General features: G+C 34.7%; 18 protein-coding genes. 2 read left to right on the top strand and 16 right to left on the bottom strand.

Annotated elements, in window-relative coordinates; all coding sequences use genetic code 11:
• Positions 1-253: 253 nt before the first annotated feature.
• The 12 genes from G6O70_RS05255 to pth form a co-directional block, all read right to left on the bottom strand.
• Positions 254-1,924, bottom strand: coding sequence for an IS1182 family transposase (locus tag G6O70_RS05255; protein WP_219934303.1), 1,671 nt, complete (start codon positions 1,922-1,924; stop codon positions 254-256).
• Between the two features lie 223 nt (positions 1,925-2,147).
• Positions 2,148-3,623: a lysine--tRNA ligase gene (gene lysS, locus G6O70_RS05250; protein WP_057870065.1), complete on the bottom strand. Its 1,476-nt coding sequence runs from the start codon at positions 3,621-3,623 to the stop codon at positions 2,148-2,150.
• A 104-nt stretch (positions 3,624-3,727) separates the two neighbouring features.
• Positions 3,728-4,612 carry an Hsp33 family molecular chaperone HslO gene (hslO, locus tag G6O70_RS05245; protein WP_057870063.1) on the bottom strand — a complete coding sequence of 295 codons (885 nt, stop codon included), beginning with the start codon at positions 4,610-4,612 and terminating at the stop codon, positions 3,728-3,730.
• Between the two features lie 104 nt (positions 4,613-4,716).
• A complete protein-coding gene (ftsH, locus tag G6O70_RS05240; protein ID WP_057870062.1) occupies positions 4,717-6,774 on the bottom strand; it encodes an ATP-dependent zinc metalloprotease FtsH in 2,058 nt (685 codons plus the stop codon).
• Between the two features lie 84 nt (positions 6,775-6,858).
• Positions 6,859-7,401: a hypoxanthine phosphoribosyltransferase gene (hpt, locus tag G6O70_RS05235; protein WP_057870061.1), complete on the bottom strand. Its 543-nt coding sequence runs from the start codon at positions 7,399-7,401 to the stop codon at positions 6,859-6,861.
• Between the two features lie 14 nt (positions 7,402-7,415).
• Complete coding sequence (tilS, locus tag G6O70_RS05230; protein WP_057870060.1) at positions 7,416-8,768, bottom strand: tRNA lysidine(34) synthetase TilS; 1,353 nt, start codon at positions 8,766-8,768, stop codon at positions 7,416-7,418.
• Positions 8,769-8,826: 58 nt separating this feature from the next.
• Positions 8,827-9,336, bottom strand: coding sequence for a S1 domain-containing RNA-binding protein (locus G6O70_RS05225; protein WP_057870059.1), 510 nt, complete (start codon positions 9,334-9,336; stop codon positions 8,827-8,829).
• An 82-nt stretch (positions 9,337-9,418) separates the two neighbouring features.
• Positions 9,419-9,808 (bottom strand): FtsB family cell division protein, encoded by a 390-nt coding sequence (locus tag G6O70_RS05220; protein WP_057870058.1) that lies wholly within the window; start codon positions 9,806-9,808, stop codon positions 9,419-9,421.
• A gap of 77 nt (positions 9,809-9,885) precedes the next feature.
• Positions 9,886-10,152 carry an RNA-binding S4 domain-containing protein gene (locus G6O70_RS05215; RefSeq protein ID WP_057870057.1) on the bottom strand — a complete coding sequence of 89 codons (267 nt, stop codon included), beginning with the start codon at positions 10,150-10,152 and terminating at the stop codon, positions 9,886-9,888.
• Entirely contained in the window at positions 10,152-11,732 is a 1,581-nt protein-coding gene (locus tag G6O70_RS05210) for a putative polysaccharide biosynthesis protein (RefSeq protein ID WP_373566414.1), read from the bottom strand. The genes G6O70_RS05215 and G6O70_RS05210 overlap by 1 nt, the downstream gene beginning before the upstream one ends.
• Positions 11,707-15,264 (bottom strand): transcription-repair coupling factor, encoded by a 3,558-nt coding sequence (mfd, locus tag G6O70_RS05205; protein ID WP_057870055.1) that lies wholly within the window; start codon positions 15,262-15,264, stop codon positions 11,707-11,709. Before mfd ends, G6O70_RS05210 begins: the two co-directional genes overlap by 26 nt.
• Positions 15,265-15,289: 25 nt before the next feature.
• A complete protein-coding gene (gene pth, locus G6O70_RS05200; protein ID WP_057870054.1) occupies positions 15,290-15,853 on the bottom strand; it encodes an aminoacyl-tRNA hydrolase in 564 nt (187 codons plus the stop codon).
• A 259-nt stretch (positions 15,854-16,112) separates the two neighbouring features.
• Between pth and G6O70_RS05195 the strand changes: the two genes are divergently transcribed.
• Both G6O70_RS05195 and cbpA read left to right on the top strand, forming a co-directional pair.
• Positions 16,113-17,075 carry an L-lactate dehydrogenase gene (locus G6O70_RS05195; RefSeq protein ID WP_057870053.1) on the top strand — a complete coding sequence of 321 codons (963 nt, stop codon included), beginning with the start codon at positions 16,113-16,115 and terminating at the stop codon, positions 17,073-17,075.
• A 211-nt stretch (positions 17,076-17,286) separates the two neighbouring features.
• The gene (cbpA, locus tag G6O70_RS05190; RefSeq protein ID WP_057870052.1) at positions 17,287-17,922 is read left to right on the top strand and encodes a cyclic di-AMP binding protein CbpA; all 636 of its coding nucleotides are present in this window, start codon (positions 17,287-17,289) and stop codon (positions 17,920-17,922) included.
• 190 nt (positions 17,923-18,112) lie between these two features.
• Here cbpA and G6O70_RS05185 read toward each other — a convergent pair whose 3' ends face one another.
• The 4 genes from G6O70_RS05185 to acpS form a co-directional block, all read right to left on the bottom strand.
• Entirely contained in the window at positions 18,113-18,481 is a 369-nt protein-coding gene (locus G6O70_RS05185) for a type II toxin-antitoxin system PemK/MazF family toxin (protein WP_057870051.1), read from the bottom strand.
• On the bottom strand, positions 18,478-18,747 hold the full coding sequence (locus G6O70_RS05180) for a hypothetical protein (protein WP_057870050.1): 270 nt from the start codon (positions 18,745-18,747) through the stop codon (positions 18,478-18,480). Before G6O70_RS05180 ends, G6O70_RS05185 begins: the two co-directional genes overlap by 4 nt.
• A gap of 80 nt (positions 18,748-18,827) precedes the next feature.
• Positions 18,828-19,949, bottom strand: coding sequence for an alanine racemase (gene alr / locus G6O70_RS05175; protein ID WP_057870049.1), 1,122 nt, complete (start codon positions 19,947-19,949; stop codon positions 18,828-18,830).
• 20 nt (positions 19,950-19,969) lie between these two features.
• On the bottom strand, positions 19,970-20,332 hold the full coding sequence (acpS, locus tag G6O70_RS05170; protein WP_057870064.1) for a holo-ACP synthase: 363 nt from the start codon (positions 20,330-20,332) through the stop codon (positions 19,970-19,972).
• Positions 20,333-20,436 lie beyond the last annotated feature (104 nt).

Genomic DNA, 20,436 nt, shown 5'->3' with positions numbered 1-20,436 from the left:
ACTCTTTAAATTACTTATTTACTAGCGAATTGACTTCGCAAATGTTTGCTCTTGTACTAAACAAGAGACCCTACACATTTGATTTGTCGAAACTTTGTTCAGTTTTCAAAGGTCTACATAATCGCTTAACGCAACTTTTATATAATACCATGTTCAACAACAACTGTCAAACACTTTTTTTATTTAATTTGTTGTTCCAAATAATTTCTGAAACAAGCAACAAAAAATAATATACACCATTTTAACCTCTTAGTCAATGCTTTTTCAAATAAAATAGAAAGGGGCTGTGCCATAAGTCCTTCAAAATAGAAGAGATTAGTGAAAATCGTTCTTTGATTTTCACTAATCTCTTCTTTTTGTTTATAAAACAGTTATAATTGGTGCCTTTCGCCACCAATTTTCTAATATTCATTGCCATCAAGGCAATTCCAGCTTCCCTTTTTACCTTCTCAAGACCTCTAACCGAAAATTTTTTAAAACCCAAACAAGCCTTCAATCCACCAAAAACTGATTCAACATCTATTTTACGTTGTCCGTAAATTGAACCAGTTTGGTGATTTGAAAGCAACTTGCGTTCCTTAGCTTTGAAATACTCCCATGCGCTATTAATACTTATTTTACGAGGATTTCCGTTTTTAGTGAATGCTCGGTGATCAATTTTAAAATCGTTATCGTATTTGTTTGCCTGATACTCTTTAAATTCACGTACAAATCCGTACTTATCTTTGCGCTTACGGTAAGCATAAAAACTAAATCTAACTCCCTGCAGATCAATAAAATAATCGTCTTTAGGATGATACGCCCAATTCATGACCTTACGGTCATCACTTTTCCATTTGCGACTATTTTCTTTTAACATTGTCCCATATGGAATTAACGCTGTATGTTCAGGTAATTCATCTTCGAGATATCGATAATTTGATTCTGAACCGTATCCTGCATCAGCCACAATATACTTACCTAAAGTTCCAGCTGCTTTTTGTTGCTGTAAAAAAGGAATTAATGTTTTGGTATCTCCTGGATTTTGAAAAATGCCGAAGGCAGTTACAAATTGTTTACTTGTGGCGATTTGTAGATTATAAGCCGGTTTTAGCTGTCCGTTGAGCATTGGATCTTCCTTAACACGCATGAAAGTTGCATCATGATCTGTTTTTGAATAACTATTTCTTTTACCATAAATTCTGGTTTGTATTTTATGAGCTAATAATTTAGTTTGCCGTAACTTAAGTTTTCGTTTTAAAGATTTTAGTTTTCGACGCCTTGACTTGTCTGGGTTTGGAGAGATATGTTCTTTTTCAATCTTTTTATTCAAATCTTTCAAGTCATTTTCTAACCGCAAGGTAATTTCATCAAGCATTTCTAAAGTAAGATCTGTCTCTGCTGGGAGCTGACACTTAAACTTAGCGTCATTTAATTCTTCCAGAAGGGTTATAATCGCAGAGCGATTAAGCTTGTCAAAACGAATCGTATTCTTACGCCAAACAAAACTATATTTATTGGCATCAGCTAAAATTTTAGTCCCGTCAATAAAAGTAACTTCATCAATAAAATTGTTTTGTTTCAGATATTTGGTTAGTTTTAGAATACATTGATTAATCAAGCTCTCAACTTCATCTGAAATTCTAAAACGACAAATTGTTCGGTAGGCTGGAACCTGTTCTTGTGTCAGCCAACGGGCTGCCAAATTCTCTTCTGCCAACGTATTAATACGGCGACTACTAAAGATACCTTTTGTGTACGCAAACAAAATTAATTTTAAAAGTACACGCAGATCATACTTACGCGGTCGTCCAAAGATGTAAGGATCATTAATTTTAAGGTCTTCAACTATTTGATTAATCATCCGTGCAGGATGATTTTCTTTTGGCTCCCAGTCAGTTTTAATACTAAGTACAGTCTGATTTATGTTATAATTATTGTACATTTTGATTATCCTTTCTATAGGGGTATTGTTTTTGAAAGTACTGGCTCCAACCAGTGCTTTTTTATTTTTAATTATACCAAAAGAGCTTCACCAGAAAAATCATTACTTTCTCTGGTGAAGCTCTTTCACTTAGGGACTTATGGCACAGCCCCTTTCTATTTATTCCGCTAAACGTGTTACGTAGATCGAAATTATCCGTCTAATTCGAATTACTCATAGTAAATTACTTATCATCCACCCGTAAAGTTGGGAAAAGCAATACATCACGAATAGAAGGCGCATCTGTCATCAGCATTACCAAACGATCAATACCTATCCCTAATCCTCCAGTTGGTGGCATTCCATATTCTAATGCTTCTACATAGTCTTCATCAATTCCCTCAGCCTCATCATTTCCAGCCTCACGTTCTTCAACTTGCGCTTCAAAACGATTTCTTTGGTCTATTGGGTCATTCAATTCTGTAAAAGCATTTGCATATTCATTTCCGAGAATGAACATTTCAAAACGATCTGTAAATCTAGCATCTTTTACATTCTTTTTTGCTAACGGCGAAACCTCTACCGGATGACCATAGATAAAAGTAGGATCTACAATCTGATCCTCACAGAAGGTCTCAAAGAATTCATTAATAATATGGCCCACTTTCCAATATTTTTCATAATGAACACCTTTTTCATCAGCGATTTTTCTAGCTTGCTCAATGGACATTTCCTGCCAAAAATCAATACCTGTTTTTTCTTTTATTGCATCAACCATATGAACACGCTTAAATGGCTTATTAAAATCCACTTTTTCTCCCTGATACTCAACCGTTCCATCTTCAGTTACTACTTTCGCTGCAGCTTTAAATATTCCTTCTGTTTCGTCCATTACATCTGTGAAATCAAAATAAGCGGCATATGTTTCTAACATTGTAAATTCAGGATTATGTTTTGTATCAATTCCTTCGTTTCTAAACACTCGTCCTATTTCATAAACACGTTCCATTCCACCAACAATTAATCTCTTCAAATGCAATTCAAGTGCAATTCTTAGATAAAGTGTGATATCTAATGCATTATGATGTGTTTTAAAGGGGCGTGCTGCGGCGCCACCTGCTTGATTGTGTAAGACTGGGGTCTCAACTTCAGTAAAGTTATTATCGTCAAGATAGCGTCTAACTGCTGTTACAATTTTACTTCTCTTCATGAAGCGATCAAAGCTGTCACGATTTGAGATTAAATCTAAATAACGCTGTCGATAAATCTGTTCCACATTTTGTAAACCATGAAACTTATCGGGTAATGGGCGAAGTGCCTTTGACAGAAAGGTGATATCCGTAACTTTTAGTGTCAATTCCCCCATGTCAGTCTTAATGATTTCTCCAGTAAGACCTAAATGATCTCCCAAATCCGAGCGTTTAAAAATATGATACTTCTCTTCACCAACAATATCTTTGCGGATATATAACTGCAAGCGTCCATCTTTGTCTTGAATGTCCGCAAAACCAACTTTTCCCTTTCCTCGTTTTGCAATCATTCTTCCAGCAACGGTTGCCTCAATTCCCAAATTATCTAGTTCTTCTTTTGTTTTTACATCATATTGATCGTGCAATTCCTTAGTCATTGCTGTTCGTTCAAAACGATGACCAAATGGATCAATTCCCTCCGCACGTAACTCATCCATTTTTTCACGTCGAACCTTCAGCTGATCATTCATATTTTGTTCCTTAACCAAAATTATCCCTCCAAAAAATTACTCACCTTATATATTGCCCAATTACGACATAAAAAGCAAATCTAATTCCATTATATTTTAATTTTTTAATTTTGAATATCTTTTAGTAGTTTTTTTAACTCATCTTCTGTAAAAAAATATCTCTTTTTACAAAATTGACAGATTGCTTCAGCTCCATGATCTTCTTCAATCATCATTCTTAGATCTGCCGGTGAAATACTTGCTAGTGATTTGGCAAAACGTTCTTTAGAACAATCACAATTGTAATTGATATTAATTTTACTTAAAATTTGTGCATTTTCTTTTCCACAAATACGATAAATCATATCTTCTGGAGTATAATTTTCTGCCATCATTACTGAAATTGCTGGTAGTTTTGCTATCTTTTGTTCAATCTCTTTCAAAACTTCTTCACTAGCGCCTGGCATTACCTGTATCATGAATCCTCCAGCAGTTTTAACTGAATTATCCTTATTAACAAATACTGAAACACCAATTGAAGACGGAATTTGTTCTGATTTTGCCATATAGTAAGTAAAATCTTCACCTAATTCTCCTGAAATGATTGGAACTTGTCCTGTAAAAGGTGTTTTAAGTCCAAGATCCTTCGTAATTTCCAATAATCCATTACTGCCGACTGCACCTTTGACATCAATTTTCTTTCTATCATTTAGTGGTAGATGCACATGTGGTTCGTGCAAGTACCCTTTTATTTCGCCTTTTGCCGTACCATCAACCACAATTGTACCAGTTGGTCCATCGCCCATAATTTTTGCGGTCATTTTATTGTCATCCTTTAACAAAGATTGACTTAATAAACTAGTAGCAGTAATTGCCCTCCCAAATGCAGCTGTAGCAGCGCTCCAAGTATCATGAATTTTCTGTGCCTCTCTAACAGTTTCAGTAGAATCCACGGCATAAATTCTCAATTGTCCGCTATATGCCAATACTTTTATCAAATAATCAGCCATTCTTTTTTCTCCTCTAAGTGATATGTTAATTCCATAATAGCAATAAAAAACAGATGATTTCAATATAAAATCATCTGTTTTTCAACGGAAAATAAACACTGCTATTAAGATTTATCTTTTGGATAAAATGTCACAGTTTTAGTTAAATCTTCTTCAACTGTCTTTTCGTTTTCCCGTTGTTTTTCCTCTTCTTTTCTTTTTAGAGCTTCCTTTGATTCTTCAAATGTTGCAGCTTTTTCACTAGGGAATTCCTCGTCTTGCTTCACTGGCATTTTCCCTGTTTCAAATAAGCTTAAAATTTGTTTTTCATCAAGTGTTTCATACTCAAGCAAAGCCTCAGCAATTATCTTATGTTGTTCACGATGTTCTTCAATAATTTGCTTAGCTGAAGTCATTCCCTCATTTAACAAGGCCTTAACCTCATCATCAATCAGATTAGCTGTTTGTCCAGAGTAACTAGGTTGACCAGCCATTCCACCACCAGCAAACATATTACTTTGGCCTTCATATTGAACTGGACCAAGTTTTTCACTCATCCCATATTCAGTAACCATAGCTCTAGCGAGTTGTGTGGCTTGCTGGAAGTCATTTGATGCACCAGAGGATTGTTCATTATAAATAATTTCCTCAGCAGCACGACCACCCATTAATCCAGCAATTTGCTCCTTCATATCATGTTTTGAAAGTAACATTTGATCTTCTTTTGGAAGCATAATTGCATATCCGCCAGCACGACCACGCGGAACAATCGTTACTTTATGCACAATTCGTGCTTCATTAAGGATCAAACCTACAATAGTATGACCCGCTTCATGGTATGCAACAGTGTCTCTTTCTTTCTTGCTAATAACACGATCTCTCTTAGCAGGTCCCGCAATGACACGGTCTTCCGCTTCATCAATATCAGAAGCATCAATTTGTTTTTTATCACGACGAGCAGCCAAAAGCGCAGCTTCGTTGAGCAAGTTCTCTAAATCAGCACCAACAAACCCTGGTGTCTGCTTAGAAACCATCTTCAGATCGACATCATTTGCCAACGGTTTATTCTTCGCATGTACCTTCAAAATAGCTTCACGTCCCTTGACGTCTGGACGACCAACTAAAATCTTACGATCAAAACGACCTGGTCTTAATAATGCAGGGTCCAAAACATCAGAACGGTTCGTTGCAGCCATAACAATAACACTCTCATCATCTTCAAAACCATCCATCTCAACAAGTAATTGATTAAGTGTTTGCTCACGTTCATCATGGCCACCACCCATACCATTACCACGTTGACGACCAACAGCATCAATTTCATCAATAAAGATAATTGACGGTGCATTCTTTTTAGCATTCTCAAATAAATCACGAACACGGCTTGCCCCAACACCGACAAACATTTCCACAAAATCAGAACCCGAAATTGAGAAGAAAGGAACTCCTGCCTCACCGGCAACAGCCTTTGCTAGCAAAGTTTTACCTGTTCCGGGAGGTCCTTCAAGTAAAACACCTGATGGAATCCTAGCACCCAATGCTAAGAATTTATGCGGATCCCTCAAGAACTCAACTACTTCGACAAGTTCTTGTTTTTCTTCTTCAGCACCAGCGACATCAGAAAAACGAACTTTATTCGCTTTTTTGTCAACAGGTTTAGCCTTTGACTTGCCAAAGTTCATAACACGTCCATTACCGCCGCCTTGGCCTGCTTGACCCATCATCATATAGAAGAAGAACACAAAGAATATCACTGGCAACAAGTAAATAAGCAACTGTAACCATAAGCTACTAGATTCCTCTTCCTTTGCACCATTCTTTACATTATTTTTCTCAGCATATTGCTGAATTTGCTTAACGGCGACATCATTAGTCAACACATTGGTCGAAAACGATGTTATCTTGCTGCTCCCAGAAGTAAAACTTCCCAGCCCAGTAGATTCCTTAACTTTTCGTGCTTTTTTATAGTCCCCTGTAATTTTATAAGTACTTCCAGAAGGTTGCATTGTAAAATCTTTAACATTATCCTTCTTTAATTCACTAATAAATTGGCTTGATTGGATTTGTTGAGATTGAGAACTGGTTTTACCACCAAAAAAGTAGTACAACATTCCCATTACCCCAAGGAAAATCACAATATAAAATAGACTATTCCTAAAAAGTCCATTCTTGTTATTGTTCATCTGCTTCCTCCTCGTTTACTACACAGATTGCTACGGTCAAACAGGTAGCGCATAAATCATAACACACTTGACTATTATTGACCATTAATTGTTCTCATAAACTTCTGATTTTAAAATACCGACATATGGAAGATTACGGTACATCCCTTTGTAATCAAGTCCATATCCAACCACAAATTCATTGGGCACCTGAAAACCCACATAATCTGGTATAATACCTTCCATTCTCCGTTCAGGTTTATCCAACAACGTACAAATTTTTACCGATGCTGCTTTTCGATGTTTCAAAAGGTTGACTAAGCATTGCAATGTTTTTCCAGTATCAATAATATCTTCAACAATTAAGATGTCTCTACCTTCAACCGGTACATCTAAATCCTTGATTATTTTAACTTCTCCTGAAGAAACAGTTGCTTCCCCATAACTTGAGACATCCATAAAGTCAATCTCAACATATGTATCAATTTTCCTAATGATATCTGCCATAAATAAAACAGCACCCTTTAGCACACAAATAACTAAAGGTTTTTTGTCTGCATAATCATTAGTCAATTGTACACCAATTTTCTTAGAAACTTCTTCTATTTGTTGCTTACTGTAAAGAACTTCTTTGATATCCTCGTTCATATTCAACCTCATTTCTAGACTTTATTCCTAAAAATTATCATGTATTGCATTTTATCATTTACCTGACTCTCTGACAAATCTGATTTCCTAACATTTGGCACCCATAAAATTAGATTTTCTCCAGTAGTAATTACCCATACTTTTTCACGGGCTTCTTGCGGTACTTTATCATTAATCAATATTTTTTTCAGCTTTTGTGTACCAACTTTAGTATGAATCCGATCGCCTTGATTACGATGTCTAACTATTAGAGGTAATAACTTTGGATTTGAAAAATAAAATACTTGATCGGTTTTCAAAATTGGGGGTCTTCTGTTGAAAAAAACACCTATTTTTTCTTCCTTACTAAGAGTTATCCATTTATTTAATTCTAACTCATACTTAATTGTTTTTTCATCTTCAACGTGATATTTATTGGCAAAATAAAATAAATTATATTTTTTTATAAAAAATCCATTTGTTCCAAGGTCAACAAATCCTTGTGGTTTTTTACGATTGCTTAATAGATTCTCAACCTGCTCTAAGGTTTTCTCATCCAATTTTTTCGAGTATCTTTCAAGAAGTTTCTTTATAACTAAAGATTGCCAACTTTTACTCAAAGAAGACCATGTATCAATTGAAAAAGTATCCTCACCCACTTGCATATTTGCTAAATAAGTATCAACCTGTTCTCCAGTTGCCTGTAATAATATAGACAGTTGCTGCTCATATGATTGAATATGCTCTAAAAATTTCGAATTTTCAGCCTTCATCTTAGGAACAATCAAATGTCTAATTCGATTTCGCAAATAATCATTAGAATTATTAGTTACATCTTCAAAATAAATAAGATTATTCTTTTGCGCATACTCTCTGATTTCAGTCTTTGAATAATTCAATAAAAGTCTGATTAGTCGTCCTTCAGCGAATCGCCTGACAATTCTAATTCCTTGCAGCTGCTGAAGATCGCCTCCTCTTATGAGCTTCATAAGAAATGTCTCTGCCTGATCATCCGCATGGTGTGCTGTCAATAAAGTGTTAATACCTGTTTTCTTCATGGTTTCTGCAAAAAAATTATAACGGACTTTTCTTGCTGCCGCTTCAATTCCTGTTTTCGGATGATCCTCAGTTTTCCATTCCAAGCAATGAAGCTCGAGATTTTGGTTTTCACAAAAATCTTTGATGTATTTTGTTTCTTCTATACTCTCTAATCTTAGCTTATGATCCACGTAGGCTACTTCAATTATTGGTCTAATTCTCGGTGGCAAACTAATTAATAAATTCAGTAAAACCATTGAATCCACACCTGTTGAGACAGCTACTAGCACCCTTTTATCAGAACAATATTTTCCAAAATCTGCTAAAAAACTTTGTCTTAGATTTCTCATATACCCAACCCACTAAAAAAACGATTGTTGCTTACGACAACAATCGAATTTATTTGATTTAACTACGACGGCCTCCACGGCCACCGCGCTTGCCTTCTGTATTTCTTTTTAATGATGTCAAACGAACTTCACTATCTTTCAAAAAACCTGACAGCAATGAATCAAAATCTGTCTTCTTGGTTTCGTTCACTTTTTTATATTCTGTTTTTTTATAACCTTGACGTTGTCCACTATGATTATGTGTCTTCACGTCTGTTCCACCAGAATGATAGTTATTGCCACGATCTGTTCGAGTTGTATGTGTCGTTTGTGCTTTCTCATGATGAGGGACAACTGCAACTGCTTTTCTAATTGAGAGACTAATCTTTCCATCTTCAGCAATCGATAAAACTTTGACTGTAACCTCATCACCAATGCTCAAAACATCATGAATGTCTTTAACATACCCATCAGATACTTCACTGATATGGACCAATCCGTTCTTTTTATCGCCCAAATCAACAAATGCACCAAAATTCGTTATCCCTGAAACCTTGCCTGTAACCTTAGCTCCCACTTCAATTGACATAAAAATGTTGCTCCTCCTTAAACTATATACACCTTAGTATAACACGCCAAAGCTGGTATGCAATAGATTAAAGACTATCAAATTATTTTTGTCCTAAGCTATTATTTGGCAAACTATAAATTGTTTCCCCATCTTTTGAATAATAATATTTCTCCCTAATTATCTTCTCAAGATAATTTTTATCATTCAACTGTTTTACTTCTTGCTTCAAATCTGTTCTTTGCGTTCTAACTTTATCAAGTTTCTTATGTGATGTAGTTATCTGCTTATTCAAGTTGCTCGTTAATAATTTCGTATTTACAATTTGGTAACCAAAAAATAAGGTTACTAAAAAAAATGCTAGGATAATTGTAATAAAACGTTTCTTATGGACTCGTCTAATTCGTTTTTGATAGCCGGTTTGTCTTTGCTTTTCTTCACTAGCACGGTAAAAAGAATTATTTAATGTTCTTATTTTTTGACCTGTTGCCATCTCAAAAACTACCCCTTTCCTAGCGTCACCACTCTATTATTATAGCAATTTTAAATCGTCAAAGTCTATTAATTTACTTATTTGAAGTTTTCTTTAAAATCTTCCGCAATAATTTCATACAATTCTGTTGCTTCGTCTTTTTTTACCGTTTCTTTTAAAGAAATTACTCTCACAGTCAACGTTTTATTGCCAAAAGAAATAGTTAGTTTGTCTCCAACTGCTACATCAGTTGATGATTTCGCTATTTTATCATCAATTGTAATTCTTCCTTTATCTGCAATTTCTTTTGCCACGGTTCTTCTTTTTATAATACGAGAAACTTTTAAAAATTTATCTAGTCTCATTAATTATCCATCCTTTTTTTGAAAATTTTCAATATATATTCTCCACCAGGAATGCTTCTCCATTCCCTGTCACTAAACAAATTACCACATCTAGTTGTTGTAACATAAGAAGCTGCTCCTATCACAACTCCAATAATACATTGCATAAAGCTGTAAACGCGTGAGTTTCCAAATTGATTAGTCAAACTAATTACCAAGGAAACTACTATAATCATTATAATGGAAAACAAAATGACTTTCTTTATAAACTTTCGGTCCAATTGACGATTAAGCCCAATTTTTCTCAATGACCTTCCTGAAAAGAAAGTACCGATTGCCACACTTAATACACTAGAGACTGCCGCACCAATAATTCCCAGATGCAATGTAAATTGATAATTCGTCAAAAATTTAATTGCTATTATTGCTACTAGAACAATAATATTTTTTTTATAACTATTTGCACTCTGTAATATTGCATTATCTAATAAAATAACACCTGTAAAAATGATTGTCAGCATGCTAATACTTAACGCCATACTACCTTGTTCCGAAGAAAACAAAGCTTTGTTAAGACTAGGCATTAAAATTATTAATCCGCTAGTCACAGCCATTGATGTCCATATACAAATTCGATAAATCAATCGAATATTTTGTTTAAACTTCAATTTATCATGTTCCATTCGATTTTTAATTAGCATCGGCAATAAACTTGTCGAAAAACTTGTCGAAACAACTAGGCCTAATTGGAGAAAAGTTTGCGAACGATCGTAGACTCCCTTTAGGTTTTCAGCATTTTTCATTGAATACCCAGCTGCTTGTAGTGCCTTTTTTAAAGTAAAAGAATCAATTAGTTGTAGCAAAACAAGAATTCCCGCGAAAAAACAAATTAGCAATCCCTCTGAAAATAAGCCCTTCATCGCTTGAAGTATCACTGACATATTTCTATGATACTTGAATTTAAAAATTTCTTTGAAAAAGCTGAAAAAAAAGACCAAAGCACAGATTGCTCCAATTATAGAACCCAAAAAAGCTGAACTCCCAATTCGATAAAGTGACCACTTATGAGAAATTCCCAAAAGAGCAACAGTAATAATTACGCATATACGAACCAATTGCTCAACCAATTGTGAAAGAGCTGTTGGCGTCATCTCTTGCATTCCTTGATTATACCCTCTTGCAACAGAAAGCAATGGAACAAGCAAATACAACCATGAAACACTTTTTATTAGTTCATCCAGTCTACTGTCTCCCATCAGACCGGCAATTCTAGTTGCTCCTAAATAAAGCACTACAAAAACTAGTAGTCCAAATATAAATAGTATCTCTAATAAAATTGTTGCCTGTTCTTTTTTCCTAGTATCTGTCTCTTCTTTTGCAATTATCTTAGAAATATAGACGGGTAAACCAGAAAGACCGATTGTCATCGCAATTCCATACAATGGGTATATCTGCTGATATATATAGAAACCTCTATTTCCAACTAGATTTTGAAAAGGAACACGATAAATAGCACTTAATATTTTTCCAATTAGGGCAGCTACCGTTAATGTAGTTGCCCCTTTGAGTACAAAATTAGCTGTTTTGTTTTTCACGTTCATTTACCTTTTTAACTTTGTCTGCTTTTTCTCCTAATCTTTTGAATAGTTCCGTCAGATTCGCAATATTTTTTTCAAGTTTCTCTGTGGGTTGCAATGCTATAGTGATTTTCATTTTTTTCTGCTCCATTTTTAGAGTAGCTTTCAAATTCACCTTAGCAATAACTTCTAAATAATCTGCAGCCTGGTAATATTCAAATGCTTCATCACTAAACGTGACCACAATTTTTTTATTTTCATAATTAACTGATTCCACAAGTGCTCTATCAGCGTACATTTTCATTAAACTCAGTTTTAATAAATTTTCAACCTCTCCAGGATATTCCCCAAATCGATCAATTAAATCTTCTTGAATCTCAATAAATTCTTTTTCATTTTCAATTTGTCTGATTCGTTTATACAACTCAATTTTTTGTCTTTGATCCTCAATATAAGTTGATGGTAGATACGCTTCAATACTAATCTTAATCTCAGCATCTGTTTTTTTAATCCCAATAACACCTCTTTTTCGAGCAACTGCATCTTTCAACATCTGCGTATATAAATCATATCCTACTGAATCTATAAAACCATGTTGTTGTTTGCCCAAGAGGTTTCCAGCACCTCTAATTGATAAATCACGCATTGCAATTTTAAAACCTGAACCTAGTTCAGTAAAATCCTTAATTGCCTCTAATCTTTTTTCACTGACTTCGGTAAGTACTTTATTTTCTTGGTACATAAAATATGCGTACGCGACCCGATTACTTCGCCCAACTCGCCCTCGAAGTTGGTAGAGTTGTGACAAACCCATTCTATCAGCGTCTTCTACAATCAAAGTATTAACATTAGGAATATCAACACCCGTTTCAATAATCGTTGTTGTAACTAATACATCATATTCCCCCGCAATAAAGTCAACAAGTATCCGCTCCAATTGCAGTTCAGTCATCTGTCCATGAATATAAGCAACCTGTGCTTCTGGAACGAAAGACTTAATTTCGGCTACAGTCTTTTCAATATCAGCTACTCGATTATGCAGATAAAAAGCTTGCCCACCTCTAGCCATTTCCCGGGAAATGGCATCAGCTACAGTTCCATAATTTTGTTCCATTACATAAGTTTGAATTGGGTATCTATTCATCGGCGCAGTTTCAATCACCGATAGGTCCCGCACACCTAACATTGACATATTCAAAGTCCTTGGAATAGGAGTTGCTGTCAATGTTAATACATCAACTTGCGAACGCAGTTGTTTCAACTTTTCTTTATGTTTCACACCAAAGCGTTGTTCTTCATCAATTATCAATAACCCCAAATCAGCAAACTTAACATCATTGGATAATAATCTATGTGTACCGACTACTATATCAACAACTCCATGTACCAAGTCATTGACTGTTTGTTTTACCTGTTCTTTTGTTTGAAACCTTGATAAAACAGCACATTGAACTGGAAAATCAGCAAACCGACTAAGCATTGTTTCATAGTGTTGTTGTGCAAGGACAGTTGTGGACGCCAAAAAAGCAACCTGTTTTTGATCTTGGACAGCTTTAAAAGCTGCTCTAAGAGCAACTTCTGTTTTCCCATAACCAACATCTCCGATCAATAAACGATCCATCGGAACTTTTCTTTCCATATCCTTTTTTATCTCTGTACTACTGCGCAATTGATCAGGTGTCTCGGAATACGGAAAAGCATCTTCAAATTCTTTTTGATATTCATTATCCGCTGAAAAAGCAAATCCTTGTTCCATTTCTCTTTTAGCATATAATTCAACTAATTCGTCAGCAATATCTTCAATCTTTGAAGCAACACTATTTTTGGTTTTTTTCCACTCTGTCCCTCCTAATTTATTGATATGGGGGACCTTAGACTCTCCTGAAACATATTTTTGAATTCTATCAATTTGGGAGACTGGTAGAAATAACTTTGCATCATCTCGATACACAATCGTTAGGTAATCTTGGTGCTTTTTTTCTACTTCCATTGTTCTCATCCCAATGTATTTACCGATACCATGGTTGATGTGGACAACATAGTCTCCCTCTTTTAATTCTGTATAGCTTTTTAACCTCTCAGAATTTTCCATTGTTTGTCGTTTGAAAATTCTTTTTTTAGGTAATTTATTAAATAATTCATTTTCCGTAATTACAATAAGACGTTCTTGAGGAAGTTCAAAACCTGTGGCCAAATTAGCTAGAACCAGTTGAACTTGTCCAGCTTTTATTTCATTTTCTGTCGTAATTACAGCCTTTATCTCAAAATCTTCCAGAGTTGTCACTAATTTTCCGAGTCTATCCTTATCTGAGATTGCAATTATGACTGTCTGTTTTTGACTGGTCCACCTATCAATTTCTGCTTTAAGGAGTGGCATCTGACCAAAAAAGTTTTGCATTCCTCGAACTTTCACGTCAAGTTTCTGACTAAAAGAAAGTTGTCCCATTCCTTTTTCAAAAATCGATAAAAATAAACTTTTCTGCTTAAACTTTCTTACAATTTTTCTAACAGACTCACCCAAATATTCATCTGAAAAAATTTTCCCAATCCCAACCTGTGCTAATTTCCAATTTGTATCCTCGTCCTCAAGGATCTTCTCTGTATCAAGAATTCGTGGATAATCGTCCAAGATAAGTAAATCATCTTCCCCTAAATATTCTGTGATATTCGGATTCTTTTCACTTATCTTATCTAAGAAAACAGCATCACTTGAAAAAAGCTTCTGTTTCTTAATTCTTCCCAGCAAATTTTCAACAGTATTTGCTAATTTTGCATAGCTTTCTTCATTTTTCAGTACCTTTTTTTCATTATTCAATGCATTATTTATGCTTTTCACTGCATCATTTATTTGTTTTTTCGTCATTAGAACATCTGTTACAGGCAAAATTTCTATTTTTTCTATATTCTCTGTACTTCTTTGCGTAGTCATATCAAATTTGCGCAAAGAATCGATCTCAGTATCAAATAAATCTACTCTAATGGGATTAACAACATTTGCTGGATAAATATCAATGATTGATCCTCTAACTGCAAAGTCTCCAATTTTCTCTATTAATTTAGTTCGTTGATATCCCATTTCAACTAAATCATCAATTAATTGTCCCTGATCAATATCCTTTCCCACAGTCAGATTAATTCGTGCTTTTTTCCATACACTAGGCGAAGGTACAATTTTTTTCAAGCCTCTTGTTGAAGTAATCACAATTTTTGCTGTTCCCTTTTCTTGTAACGCCATCAGTGCTTTAATTCTTTCAACTCGATATTCAGGTGAACTAATTGCAACTTCTGCAGCCATCGCTTCATCGACTGCAAACAAAAAAACCTGATTTTTTTCTATATAACCCAACAACTCTTTTTCCAGTTGTTGAGCATGGTGTAAGGTATCAGTCACAAAAAGTATGTTTCTCTTTCTTCTTTGTACCAATTCTGCAAGAAATAAAGGTTTTGCAGATGCTGTCAGACCTGTCAACAAGTTTCTCTGTCCTCTTCCTTCATCCAAATTCTTCAAAAAAGTATTTAGTTCTGGAAGCTCCGTGAATATTTCTTGTAACTTCATCTTTTTTTAAATCCCCCGTGATTATTTACCTATGATTATACTTATTCATTGTTTCCATAAAATTTTCGGTTTCAATCCAATTATTCAACGCATCCAGTGCCTGTCTTATTCCGTTATCTAGCTGATTTTGTTGTTCTTTAGTAAATCTTGATAAAACCCAATCTACGACACTCATTCGTTGAGGATGATCAATTCCTATTTTAAGGCGTTTAAATTTCTGTGTGCCCAGATGTGAAATTAAACTTTTAATTCCATTATGCCCACCGGCTGACCCCTTTTGGCGTAATCTCAAATGTCCCACTGGTAAATCCATATCGTCATGAATAACAATGAGATTCTCAACCGGAATTTTATAAAAATCAAGCAGAGGTCGGACACTTCTTCCAGACTCATTCATATAAGTGAGTGGTTTCGCTAAAATTATCTTTTCTCCATTAAACATAAAATCAGCTAAACTTGCTTCATTTTTAATTTTATTAAATGAGACATTCTCTTCTTTTGCCAATTCATCTAAAACCATAAAACCTACATTATGTCTTGTACCATCGTACTCTTTACCTACATTTCCTAATCCAACTATTAATTTCATTATAAATACACTCCATATCAATCTTTTTGAAAATATTTTTGTAAGCATTCTCAATATTATCATTTTAATTTTTCAAGAACAGCAAAAAACCGGAACTTCGGTCAGTTCCGCTAAATTCAGTATTTATTACGCTTAAAAGTATACCATAATTTCATAAAGTACTTCTGAAAAAAGTTTGAAAGTCTCTTCACATTTTTCAGAAAAACGTGATATACTATGTTTGCGTTAATAATTTCACTAATGAAGGGAATGCATTATAGTGTCAGAAAATAAAAATCATCAAAAAGTTATTCTAGTCGGAGACGGCGCCGTTGGTTCTAGCTATGCTTACGCAATGGCTCTTCAAGGAGTTGCCGAAGAATTCGGTATTGTTGATGTTGTGAAAGAACGTACAGAAGGTGATGCTCTTGATTTGGCTGATGCAACAGCATTGTCATATCCAAAGAAAATCTATTCTGCTGAATATTCAGATTGTGCAGATGCTGATTTAGTTGTTATCACAGCTGGTGCTCCTCAAAAACCAGGTGAAACTCGTTTAGACTTGGTTAACAAGAACTTGCGTATTCTTTCAAGTATCGTTAAGCCAATCGTTGAATCCGGTTTTGATGGTATTTTCCTTGTTGCTGCTAACCCAGTTGATATCTTAACATATGCTACTTGGAAATTATCAGGATTTCCTAAGAACAAAGTTATTGGTTCAGGTACTTCTCTTGATACTTCACGTTTACGTGTTGCTCTTGGTGAATTATTTGATGTTAATGATCCACGTTCAATCCATGCATATATCATGGGCGAACATGGAGATTCTGAATTTGCAGCTTACTCAGCAGCAACAATTGGTGGACTTCCAGTTCTAGATTGGGCTAAGAACAATGGCGTAACTGCAGAACAATTAGCTAAAATTGAAGATGATGTTCGTAACAAAGCTTATACGATCATCAGCAAGAAAGGTGCAACATTCTACGGTGTTGCTACTGCCTTAGCTCGTATTTCTAAAGCTATCTTACGTGATGAAGATGCTGTTCTTCCTGTTTCAGCATACATGGATGGTCAATACGGATTAAATGATATCTATATTGGTACACCAGCCGTTATCAATGGCCTTGGTATTGCACAAATTCTTGAAGTTCCTCTTAGTGAAGAAGAAAGCAAGAAGATGACTGATTCAGCAACAACTCTTAAAAAAGTTCTTACAGACGGTCTTAAAACAATCGAAGCATAATATTTTATGAATATATAAAATTGGGATTAAGATGTTAATTTTAATCCCAATTTTTTTGTGTTATTTTTAAACTTTTATTTCTAATTGATCATAATTCCCAACTAATATTATAATTCTGAATAAATTGTAAAAATTTCATTTAAAACATCTTTTTAATATCATTTTATGATAATATAGATTAGAAGGTTTTAATCAATGGAGGAATTATCGTATGCTATTTAAGTCTTTAGTACACCCAAAAAAAGATTTAACAACCGTCCGTGAAGATGTCACTTTAGAACAAGCATTAGAAATTTTGGAGAATTCTGGGTATCGTTGTGTCCCAATTTTAGATGAAACAGGCCAAATTTTCCGCGGAAATATTTACAAAATGCACATTTATCGTCATAAGTCACGTGGTGGTGATATGAATCTACCAGTAACTTATCTATTAAAAAATGCTACAAAATTTGTAACACTCGACTCAGCATTTTTTAATATTTTCTTTTCAATCAAGGATTTACCTTATATTGCTGTTCTTGATGAACAAAACTTTTTTTATGGTATTTTAACACATTCAAGCTTATTAACCATGCTTTCTCAATCTTGGAATATCAATATTGGAAGTTATGTACTAACTGTTATTTCTCCAGATGAACGTGGTGATCTCCTTGAAATGTCTAAAATCATTACAAAGTATACCGCTATTGCAAGTTGTATCACATTGGATGTTGAGGATAAAGGACTAGTTCATAGGACATTATTTACTTTACCTGCCGGTGTTACCCCTGGAAAGCTAGAAAAAATAATCTCTAATCTTGAAAGAAAAAGCTTTAAAGTTTCAGAGATAGAAGATTTACAAGCATAGCTTATTACGCTTGATTTGCTACTGCATTTAAATTAAATAAGAATATAAGAAAGAGGCTAAATCAAGGTGCAATTGATTTAGCCTCTTTCTTATATTCTGATCAAGCCTTTAGTTTTTACACTTTTTAGACTAACTAGTATCATTCACTAATTTTTGGTGAGTGCTATGCTATATAAACTACTGCCACTTACTATTTGCTATGTATATTCGTCAGTCCTAAACTGACATCTAATGCTTGATTAATCTCGTTCATCTCTAGTTCACTAATATGTGCTATCTTATCTTTTAGTCGTTGCTTGTCAATTGTTCTAATTTGCTCTAATAATACCACTGAATCTTTCTCAATTCCAACTTCAGCAGCAAGCAGACCTACATGTGTCGGCATTTTAGGTTTCTGTATCTTTGCTGTAATCGCAGCCACAATAACAGTTGGACTATAGCGATTACCAATATTATTCTGGACAATCAGTACTGGGCGCATTCCGCCTTGTTCAGAGCCAACCACTGGTGATAAGTCTGCGTAGAAAATATCACCACGTTTAACCTCGTCAGTTGTCATATAACCCCTCGATCTTTATTCTCGTATTCCGTTTCACAATCACATCCGATGAATTCGTCACAAATTTTCTTGTTTAACGGTCCCATTTCCTTGTATCCACTAATCAATTCATCTAAAATATAGCGGTGTGCCTCTACATATTCTGCAACAACATTATTTTCTTCCAAGTCTCGTCTATTAATGGAATAATAATCACAATAAACGGAAATTCTCTCATTATTATCACTACCTAACTCTTCAGTCATACTTTCAAATCGATATGCCATTTTATGACCCCCAGCTATATTTTATCAGTTAATAATACCACATTTTCATATTAATGTAACATTAAAAACTTAGTTTATTCTTAATAAATTCTTGGAACACGTTCTGAAATCAAACAAATTACCTCATAATGGATTGTGCCTGCTTGATCTGCGACATCTTGTGCCTTAATCTCTTTTTGTTCTTGCCTACCTATCAAAGTCACTGTTGTCCCTATTAAAACTTTGCTAGGAACTCTAACCATAATCTGATCCATACATACTCTACCGACAATTTCACAAAAATTATCAGCAATAAGAATTTTAAACCCTTGCATGCTTCTTAGCCAACCGTCTGCATAACCAATTGGAACAGTTGCAATCCACTCGTCTTCTTTTGCTGTATAAGTCTTACCATAGCCAACTGAATTTCCCTTTTTGATTTTCTTAATGGCCACAACCTCACTCAAAAGACTAAGTGCTGGGCGGAAACCAGTTGGAATATCTAACTCACCACCAGAAGGATTTAAACCATACATTGTAATTCCAAACCGAATTGTATTTCCACCACATTCTTTATGCCAGATTGATGCTGCTGAGTTCGCCACATGAACATATTTAGGTAGCTCTTCTATACTAGAAAGAAGCTCATTAAACCCATTAATCTGCTGTTCATAATAATTAACTGCTTCTTTTTTTCCTGAATCAGCAGTTGAAAAATGTGTAAATATCCCTTCAAAATTAAATTCTGAAGTATGCTGTTTCATAAAATCGACCGCTTCGCATAACGCTTCTTGTGTCCTAAATCCAATTCTTCCCATACCTGTGTCTAACGCTAGATGAACAGACAGCCGTTGTTTCTGTTCGCATAATAGAACCTGGGCTTTCTTCAGAAAATCAATATCTCCAACTGCTGTCGAAATATTATTTTTTGCCATCAAGGATGCATACTCAAATGAATTGACTCCAAGAACCAATATTAGTTCGTTAAGCCCCGCCTTACGTAAAGCTAGCGCCTCATCAATTATTGCGACACAATAGCCATCAACTCCAACTTCATGAGCCGCTTTGGCCACTTCAACAATCCCATGTCCATATGCATTTGCCTTCACAACGGCAAAAAGATTTTGCTCATTTGTCATTTGAGCCTTTTCAACTTTTATATTATGCTTAATTGCATTCAGATCAATTTTGGCATAAGTTTTTCGATGAATACCTACAACCATTCTTCTAACTTCCCTTACAGTTAATTACTTTCTAAAATAACCTCTGTCATTACCAATGTATCAGTATGTGAAATTGATATATGTGCTTTTCCTTTTTTTAGTGGATGTTTGGTAATGAATGGTCTTCCATTTTTTTCGTCATTCAGAATTTCTATTTCCTGAAATCCTACTTTTTTACCTATTCCTGTTCCATAGGCCTTACTATAAGATTCCTTCGCGGAAAAACGCCCAGCTAAGTATTCCATTTTCCTATGCCCACTCATCTTCGAAAAATATACAAATTCTGCAGGTGTTAGAATTTTAACAGCAAAACTACTATGGCGTTCTTGGGCTTTTTGAATACGTTTAATCTCAGTTACGTCTATTCCAATTCCTTGAATCACACCACTCATCCTTTTTGATTTATCCTGATTAATTCTCACCTTTTATTTCAATTATCTTATCACAACTATTGCCTTTACAAAAGAAGGTTTATACTCAAATTCAC

The sequence above is a fragment of the Liquorilactobacillus hordei DSM 19519 genome (genome assembly GCF_019443985.1).
Classification (GTDB): domain Bacteria; phylum Bacillota; class Bacilli; order Lactobacillales; family Lactobacillaceae; genus Liquorilactobacillus; species Liquorilactobacillus hordei.
This window is presented reverse-complemented; position numbering and strand designations above follow the sequence as displayed.